Source organism: Streptococcus mitis (assembly GCF_002860865.1).
Lineage (GTDB): Bacteria > Bacillota > Bacilli > Lactobacillales > Streptococcaceae > Streptococcus > Streptococcus mitis_AT.
The window spans coordinates 1-9,129 of the sequence record NZ_PKIE01000015.1 but is presented as its reverse complement, the minus strand read 5'-3'; the positions used below and the strand labels follow the sequence as shown (position 1 = coordinate 9,129).

At 40.8% G+C, this 9,129-nt stretch carries 5 protein-coding genes and 1 pseudogene; all 6 read right to left on the bottom strand.

Features of this window, described 5'->3' with window-relative positions:
- Positions 1-164 precede the first annotated feature (164 nt).
- Positions 165-1,511 (bottom strand): type I glutamate--ammonia ligase, encoded by a 1,347-nt coding sequence (gene glnA / locus CYK18_RS10525; RefSeq protein ID WP_070526519.1) that lies wholly within the window; start codon positions 1,509-1,511, stop codon positions 165-167.
- A gap of 35 nt (positions 1,512-1,546) precedes the next feature.
- Positions 1,547-1,903 carry a transcriptional repressor GlnR gene (gene glnR, locus CYK18_RS10520; protein ID WP_000659547.1) on the bottom strand — a complete coding sequence of 119 codons (357 nt, stop codon included), beginning with the start codon at positions 1,901-1,903 and terminating at the stop codon, positions 1,547-1,549.
- Between the two features lie 76 nt (positions 1,904-1,979).
- Complete coding sequence (locus tag CYK18_RS10515; protein ID WP_000119914.1) at positions 1,980-2,507, bottom strand: FUSC family protein; 528 nt, start codon at positions 2,505-2,507, stop codon at positions 1,980-1,982.
- 135 nt (positions 2,508-2,642) lie between these two features.
- Positions 2,643-3,839: a phosphoglycerate kinase gene (locus CYK18_RS10510; RefSeq protein WP_001096743.1), complete on the bottom strand. Its 1,197-nt coding sequence runs from the start codon at positions 3,837-3,839 to the stop codon at positions 2,643-2,645.
- A gap of 89 nt (positions 3,840-3,928) precedes the next feature.
- A complete protein-coding gene (locus tag CYK18_RS11275; RefSeq protein WP_419991811.1) occupies positions 3,929-5,386 on the bottom strand; it encodes an LPXTG cell wall anchor domain-containing protein in 1,458 nt (485 codons plus the stop codon).
- A 201-nt stretch (positions 5,387-5,587) separates the two neighbouring features.
- Positions 5,588-8,560: pseudogene (locus CYK18_RS10505) on the bottom strand (endo-beta-N-acetylglucosaminidase); the annotation flags it as partial.
- Positions 8,561-9,129: the final 569 nt, after the last annotated feature.

The window sequence follows — 9,129 nt, the reverse complement described above, 5'->3', positions numbered from 1 at the left end:
CTCTGAATACTATTATTCAAGTGGGCTTTTATTTGTTTTATCATGGGAAATCCCTCCTTAACTATAAGTTTATCACATAAAAAAGAAACCCAAATACAGAATTGTATTTGAATTTCTTAACTTAATGACATTGACCCACAGGCAATCTTTCTTCTATATTAATATTAATAAAGATCTAAATAGTTATCAATTTCCCATTGTGAAACGAAGGTAGCATAACTTGCCCATTCGATTCGCTTGGCTTCAAGGAAACTAGTATAGATATGTTCCCCAAGAGCTGCTCTGACAACCTCATCTTCTGTCAAAGCTTTCAAAGCGTTGTGAAGGGTTGATGGAAGGTCTGTAATACCAGCTTCCTTGCGCTCTTCTGCTGTCATGATGTAGATATTTTCTTCGATAGGAGCTGGTGCTTCGATTTTATTTTCAATACCATGCAAACCAACTTCCAAAAGAACAGCCATAGCGATGTAAGGGTTCGCCATTGGATCGACTGAACGCAACTCAAGACGAGTTCCCATACCACGTGAAGCAGGCACGCGCACAAGTGGCGAACGGTTACGACCAGCCCAAGCAATGTAAACAGGCGCTTCATAACCTGGAACCAAACGTTTGTATGAGTTAACCGTTGGGTTCATGATAGCAGTATAGTTGTAGGCATGCTTGATCAAACCGCCAAGGAAATGGTAGGCAGTTTCTGACAACTGCATTCCTTTTGGATCATTTGGATCAAAGAAGGCATTGTTTCCTTCTGCATCAAACAAGGACATATTACAGTGCATACCTGATCCAGCAATACCAAATTTTGGTTTTGCCATAAAGGTTGCGTAAAGACCATGTTTGCGAGCAATGGTTTTAACAACAAGTTTAAAGATTTGAATCTTATCACAAGCACGGAGAACTTCATCGTACTTAAAGTCAATCTCGTGTTGACCAACCGCAACCTCGTGGTGACTCGCTTCTACTTCAAATCCCATTTTGGTCAAGACATTGACAATCTCACGACGTGTATTGTCAGCAAGGTCAGTAGGCGCCAAATCAAAGTAGCCACCCTTGTCATTCACTTCAAGTGTTGGGTCTCCATTTTCATCTAGTTTAAATAGGAAGAATTCTGGCTCTGGTCCAAGGTTGAAGGAGTTGAATCCTACTTCCTCCATGTGACGAAGAGCACGTTTCAAATTGCCACGAGGGTCACCTGCAAATGGTTCGCCTTCTGTTGTATAGACATCACAGATCAAACCTGCAACACTTCCATTTTCATCTCCCCACGGGAAGACTGTCCATGTATCCAAGTCAGGGTACAAGTACATATCTGACTCATTGATACGTACAAAACCTTCAATAGAAGATCCATCAAACATAGCCTTGTTTGACAAGACTTTATCTAACTGTTCATCTGTAGCAGGAATTTCGACGTTTTTCATGGTTCCCAAAATATCTGAGAACATGAGACGGATAAAGGTAACATTTTTTTCCTTGACTTCACGACGAATATCTGCAGCTGTGATTGGCATGAGTTTTCTCCTTAATTATGACTACTTGCGGTTGCCTAACCGCGACCAAAAGGTGACTGTACTGAAGCAAAGCGACCCTGTTGGAGGAGTTCATTGTGAAGTGCACGACGCACCTCAGTCTGACTCACCGCTTTCTTGGATTTCGCTTCACGTTCAGCATATTTTTTCTTAATGGCAGCGATATTATAACCTTCAGAGATATAATCTTTGATTTCAAGTAGACGATCCATGTCATTCAAGGAATACATGCGACGGTTCCCTTCGTTTCGATCAGGCTTAATCAACTCTTGATCTTCATAATAACGAATCTGACGCGCCGATAGATCGGTCAACTTCATAACACTGCCGATAGGAAAAACAGCCATATTACGGCGAAATTCTTTTTCCTTCATTTACAATTTCCTTCTTTCTGTCTATTATAGTCTAAAAAAAGACAAACGTCAATTGATAATGTTATAAAATGTAACATTATTTTTCTTTTTTCTCTAAAAAGAGCCGAATACGATCAATATCGTAATTTACGAGAATTGCGACAAAAACTCCCATGAACGTTTCTGATACACGCGCAAATACGTACAAAATTGTCTCTCCACTCGGAATCGATAGGGTAATGATTAACATAGCCGCTACACCACCAATAACCCCTGCTTTGTTATTCATGGCTACATTTGTCATAATGGTTAACATGGTGCAGATTGGAACAACTACCAAGGTCACCCAAAAGGCTTCGTGGAAAAAACTATTTATTAGGAAGAAAACCAAGGCATAGAGGCCACCGATACTATTTCCTAGAATACGCGAAGTTCCGAAATGAACACTCTTATCAAAACTCTCCCTCAGACTAAAAACCGCTGTCAAAGCACCGATTTGAAGACCTTTCCAGCCAAAAAAACCAAAAATCAAAAGAACTAGAAAAACAGCAATACCTGTTTTAAAGGTTCGCATACCAAGTTTGAACTGGGATTTATCGAATTTATATTTTTTAAAATAACTCATAATCTCAACTTTCTATTTCCATTTTATCATAAATCGGTGATTTTTATGAGTAATAGTTGAGAGGAAGCGTTTTTATTTTAAGCAAAAGAAAAGAGGAACTTTCATCCCTCTCTTCTTTGATTTATTTATAAAATCTTATTTTTCTGTCAAGGCTGCAAGTCCTGGAAGAACCTTACCTTCGAGAAGTTCCATTGATGCTCCACCACCAGTAGAGATCCATGAGAACTTGTCTGCACGACCAAGGTTGATTGCTGCGGCAGCTGAGTCACCACCACCGATGATTGATTTAACGCCTGGTTGTTTCACGATAGCGTCCATCACACCGATTGTACCAGCTTGGAAGTCTGGGTTTTCAAATACACCCATAGGTCCGTTCCATACAACTGTTTTAGCGCCAGTCAAAGCTTCGTCAAATTTAGCGATAGATTTTGGACCGATGTCAAGACCAAGGAAGCCTTCAGAAACTGCTTCACCTTCAGTGTCACGCACTTCAGTGTAACCAGCAAATGCGTTAGCTTCTTTTGAGTCAACTGGCAAGATCAATTTACCGTTTGCTTTTTCAAGAAGAGCTTTCGCAACATCCAATTTGTCTTCTTCTACAAGTGAGTTACCGATTTCGATACCTTGTGCTTTGTAGAATGTGTAAGTCATACCACCACCGATAAGGACTTTATCAGCTTTTTCAAGCAAGTTTTCGATAACACCGATCTTGTCTGAAACTTTTGAACCACCAAGGATAGCCACGAATGGACGTTCTGGAGTTTCAACTGCTTCTTGGATGTAGGCAATTTCGTTTTCAAGAAGGAAACCAGCAACTGCTTTTTCAACGTTTGCTGAGATACCAACGTTAGATGCGTGTGCACGGTGAGCTGTACCGAATGCATCGTTTACGAAGATACCATCTCCAAGTGATGCCCAGTATTTACCAAGTTCAGGATCGTTTTTAGATTCTTTCTTGCCGTCAACATCTTCGTAACGAGTGTTTTCAACCAAAAGAACTTGTCCATCTTCAAGAGCGTTGATCGCTGCTTCCAATTCAGCACCACGAGTGACACCTGGGAAAACAACGTCTTGGCCCAATTTAGCTGCCAAGTCTGCTGCTACAGGAGCAAGTGATTTACCAGCTTTATCAGCTTCTTCTTTCACACGTCCAAGGTGAGAGAAAAGAATTGCACGTCCACCTTGTTCGATGATGTACTTAATAGTTGGAAGAGCTGCTGTGATACGGTTGTCGTTAGTGATTACGCCATCTTTCAATGGTACGTTGAAGTCAACACGAACGAGGACTTTTTTACCTTTCAAGTCAACGTCTTTAACAGTAAGTTTTGCCATGTTACAAAAACCCCTTTATTTATTTTATTCGAAACTATTATATCACACTTTGGAAATATAAGGAAAGATTTCACAAGATTTTTCGATATTTAATCTTCATCTTCTTTTTTCTGTTTCAATGTCAATGCTAAACTAGCAAGACCAAGGCTTGCCAATCCTGCTATTAGGCCTTTATTGTCATCAGCAGTTCCTGTATTTGGCAATTGTTTGCTTGCTTCTTCTGATTTAACTGCTGTATTTTGGGCTGGTTTTTCTTGTGTAGGCGCTACTGCTGGTTCAGTTTTTACTTTTGTTCCAATTTCAACAATTTCTGGAATCGCCTCTTGGATGACTTCTGTTGAACGAAGACGACGCTGACCGTTTTCATCAACTTCAAAGATATGTCTTAATAGACCATCTCGTCCCTGTATGATGACTCGTTGTTCCCCAACTAGCATCTCGGCATTTTCATGCTCTTGACGGTCAAAGGCAACCTTTTCCTCTTGAACTTCCAATTTAGGAGCCTTTTGTTGATCAGAAGCCGGTTGATTAGTAGGTTTTGGAAGGTCTGTGTTTTGTGGTGCTGGATTGGCAGGAATGAGACCAGTACCTACTTCTACGATTTCAGGGCTTGCTTCTTTCAAAACTTCTGTAGCGCGAAGCGTACGATTGCCTTGACTATCTACTTCAATCAAACGGCGAATTTGTCCTTCAACTCCTGCTTGGACAAGTTGCCGTTGACCGACTGTAAGATTTGGATTTGGACGTTCTTGGTGTTCGAAGGCAATACTTGTCTCTTCAACTTCTAATTTCGGAGTATCCACAACCAAATTCTTGACACCTTCAGCTGGTTCCTTGCTTGAAATAACTTTTTCTACTGGTTTAGCAGGTTGTGGTTTTTCAGCAGATTCATAAACAAAGGCATAATGAGTAAAGTGTGGTGCTGTAAAGATGACATGACTATCCGTTTGTTCAAAAGCCAATTCTACTGCATCTTTTCCTTCAGGTAAGAAGTAGACTTTCTTCACTTTCTTATCTTTTTCAATTGGAATTTTCACAATAGAAGCGTAAGAGAGATCAACGTCTTGACCTTTTTCATCTAGACCTTCTATTTCAAAGACATGAGCATCTTCTCCAACAAAGTATTTCTTCTCTTCAGCACTTGCTTGAACACGCTCTACTTTCAAGCCCTTGATGACAGTCTTCTCTTTATTTGAGAAGTGTACTTCAACACCTGTTTTACTATCAGAAAAGACTGCTGGTTTGTCTTCTTTCAATAGGGCAACCAGATCTTTTAGACTCTGTTTCGCTGTCGCAAGCTCTTCTGGACTCAAATCTACTTTTTCAACCAAGGCCTTGTTTTTCTCAAGAAGCGGAGCTAGGGCAGAACCTGAAGGATGGTTTGGTTTGGCAGCCAAGAGTTCTTGAGCCTCACCTGTTAAGCGATCGAGTTCTGTCTTTTCTTCCGTAAATTTCTCTTGACCATTCAGAGTTTTATGAGCTTCTGTCAATTTATTAAGTCGGTCATTAACCTGATCTTGGGTGCTAGTTTCATGGTCTTTCAACACTTGTTCAGCCGCTTCAATTGCTTTCAAGAAGGCTTCTTTTACTTCTGGTGAAGCAAAGTTATAGACCACCTTGTTCTTAGCCGCTTCAACTTCTGCTAATTTTTGTTTGAGGTACTCATCGTTCAATGCTGCTTTTGGAGATACCAAAACATCAAAGTTGACTTCATGACCTTGATAACGAAGCGTCAAGGTTTGACGACCAGTCTTTTGAGCATCGTAACCAGAAATTTCAACTCCCTCATCAGTAAAGGAATGTTCTTCCATGGTGTCATTGCTATAAGCCACTGCAAAGCGTCCTTCAGACAAGTCTAAGCTATCACCAACTAGGTAATCTTTTTTCGGTTCCTGACTTACTTCAATTCCCAAAATAGTTTTCGGACTTGCTTCATCTTGACTAGTAACAGTCACTGATAAATTAGCATGTACCGGTTGCCCCAAATATTGTAAAGTAAGATTTTGTTCTCCCTTATGATGCGTATCAAAACCTGATACTGATACACCCGCGTGAGTTAGGCGAATAAGCTCGTCCTCAGCTCCTCCTTCATACTGAACTCGAAGAACACCACCTCTAAGGTCCAAATCCTCCCCTTCGGCGTAGCTTGTTTTCTTAGGTCTTGTTTCTAGGCTGACTGACTTAATTCTTCTATCATCTTTTGGAACGGAAACTGCTAGAACATTACTAATTTCCTTGCCTGGCAACTGGGTACGATAGTAAAGAAGACCAGATTGATTTGTCAAATCAAATGGTGAACTTGCTAGGTCTCCTCCAACTTCGCTCTTCAAGGTTGCAAGCGGAGTTTGAGAATTTGGATTATCATAAACGGTAATGGTTGCTCCGGCCGGTACATCCGCAAAGCCAACTTGTACCTTGTTATTGCCTAGAGAACGGGCTGCAGCCTTGGCCATCGGAATATTGACACTTTCAGTATCAAGCTTTTCATACATTTTCCAGTTATAGATACGAATAGCCTTCCATGGAGTTCCATTGTCAGAAGTGACAACATTCAAGCGCCAATCTTGAGCTGTGATAGGTTTGTCAAGGGTAATATCTGTAACATGGGCTTTATTGCCACGGACTTCCTTAGCCAACTTCCATTGACCATCCGCATCTTTATAATAGAGGTCAAAGTCTTTGGTGTTCATCAAACCATCGTTTACAGATTCTCCACCAGCTCCAGCATGGTCCATCACCCATCTAACAACTGTACGTGGCTGGGTCAAACGAATATCCACACTACCACTTAACTGTCCAGAAGACCACTTGTCTGAAAGACTGGTAATGGTACCATTCAACATACCTTCAATACCTTCTCCACCTTCAGTCTTAGGGAAAGTACTATCAATAACTGTTGCACCTGGAACGATATTTTCAGCTAGCGGTTTTGGTAGACTGGTATCTTTTACAGTCATGCCCCAATCAAAGGTTGTTGTCGCAGCTTCTGAACGAACTCCATTTTTACCGACTGCTACAACCTTCAGTTCTTGAGTTGTACCTTGAGCACTTGCTGAACGGCTAACTTTTGGTAGATAAATAGTTGTAGAAGATGAACCTGTTAGTAATTTCCAGCTGTCTCCATCTTTTTCGTAAACTTCATAGAAATCTGCATCCTTGTTGCCTTTAAATTGCACAACTGCTTCTGCTTCTTGGGCATTTTTAAGGACTTGTTTGGCTACAGCTACTGTAGTTGGTGCCTGAGGAGCATCTTGATTATTGCTGATGGTCAATTGCCCCAGGTTAAATTGATAACCTTTTAGGTCTTTATCATTTTCAAAATAGAGTTTAATACCGTAAATTGTTTTACCTGCCAAGGCACTCAAATCAAAATCATCGGTAGTCCAGTTATCTGAAACTGTCAATTCTTTACGGGCAGCTTCATCACCGTAGGTATAATCTTTCTTGGTTGCAAATTCTACATAAACCTTGGTACCTTTGCCTCCTTTGTGGGCAACATGCAATTTGGTTGTATCTGTCACCTTCAAGCGAGTAGAGTACAAATTAACATCTTGCTTGGTCGCACCTGAAAGATCCCCTGCAAATTTGAGAGAAGTTCCACCATTATAAGCATCTTCAAAATCATAGCTTGCTTTCAACTTATCGCCAGTTGATTTTTGCCACCAGCGCCATGTTGGAAGAACACCTGAAACTGAACGGTAATTCCACTCAGAATCCTTAGAAACCTTACCATCTACGAACCATTTTCTACCATGGCCTGTATTAAAAGAAGTAGTAAAAGTATTACCTACTGCTGGCGTACGGTCCGCAACTAGGTTAGCAATCCCATACCAATCTTTGTCTCCTGGTTTTTGGCCAGTAGGATCACCTTGATAACCTGTAAAGAAGATATCTTCATTCTTATGATAATCTTCACCAGTTTTTCCTAAACTTGTAATGGTATCTGGTGCGAACAAACCAAGAGAAAGGCGTAATTTCCCATTTTCATCTAAAATGTCATTCCATTTGACCTTGGTCTTGTAGGAACCACCCTGTTGCAATTCCAATCCTGCAAATACATCATAAGGATTACGACCAATCCAGTTGGCAGTTGCAATAGTGTAATCATTTTTAGCCTTATCCCAGTTAAAGTTAGCAAAGAAGTTGTCTGCTGGAACCTTATCTCCTTCTGGTTGCATGAATTGGTAGTTGTATTCTCCCAAACCATCTTGGTGGTAACGTCCATAGTTATAAGTCATGGCATCGTACCAAGAATACTTGATTGGATGTTTTACCTTAGCAGCATACTCCTTGGTATAGAGCATAAACTGGCGCATCTTTTCTCCAAGAGGTTCAACCAAATCCCCAGTTGTTTCTTGGTTGATGAAATAGCCATCATAGCCATAATACTTGGCCATATCCACCAATTTACGGGCAATTGGGAAGCTACCATCTGGGTCTTGCTTCAAAGCTTCAGCGAATTTTTCTTGATCTGCAATACTATTAGACCAGTTGAAGAAGAGTGTACCATATACAGGAACCCCGTTACGGTGACCTGCATCAATAACGTCAGGAGTTGGTACGAGACCTTCCCAGAAAACCATGGAATCTAGATATTGCCAATAGTCAAAAGCATAGGCCTTGAACTCTTCTCCACCAACAGAAGCGTGGTCTTTTGCTTTAGAATTGGTGTTTGATAGGGCTTGAACTTTTGCTTCCTTGCTAGCTTTTTCATTGACCAAATGACCTGTCCGACGTGAAGCGAGGGCAACAGATCCGCGGTTAATAGCGTCATCTTCACGAGCTCCTGGTTCCCATTTCAACAATTCATCCCAAGAATTAAATTTGATTTCCTTTGGTTTTAATGTTTTTTCTGTATTTTTAGGGACATCTGGCTGAACTTCTTTTTCAGTCTTATTAGCTTCTGCTGCTGGCTTAGACTCATCCCCTTGGCTAGTTGCTTCAGGCTTTGCTTCTGTTTCCTTGTCAGACTTAGGTTTTGCTTCTGCAGTTTCAGTAGTTACAGCTTCATTGCTTGCTGGCGAAGCAGTTTCAGATGCTGTCGCTACTCCTTCTGCCTTTTCTGGCTTGTTTTCTCTAGCGTGTTCCCCTTCATGCTGCTTGTCAGCTTCATTAGTTGGATGCTCGCTCTCTCCTGAAACAAGCTCTGTATTAGCTCAATGTCATTAAGTTAAGAAATTCAAATACAATTCTGTATTTGGGTTTCTTTTTTATGTGATAAACTTATAGTTAAGGAGGGATTTCCCATGATAAAACAAATAAAAGCCCACTTGAATAATAGTATTCAGAG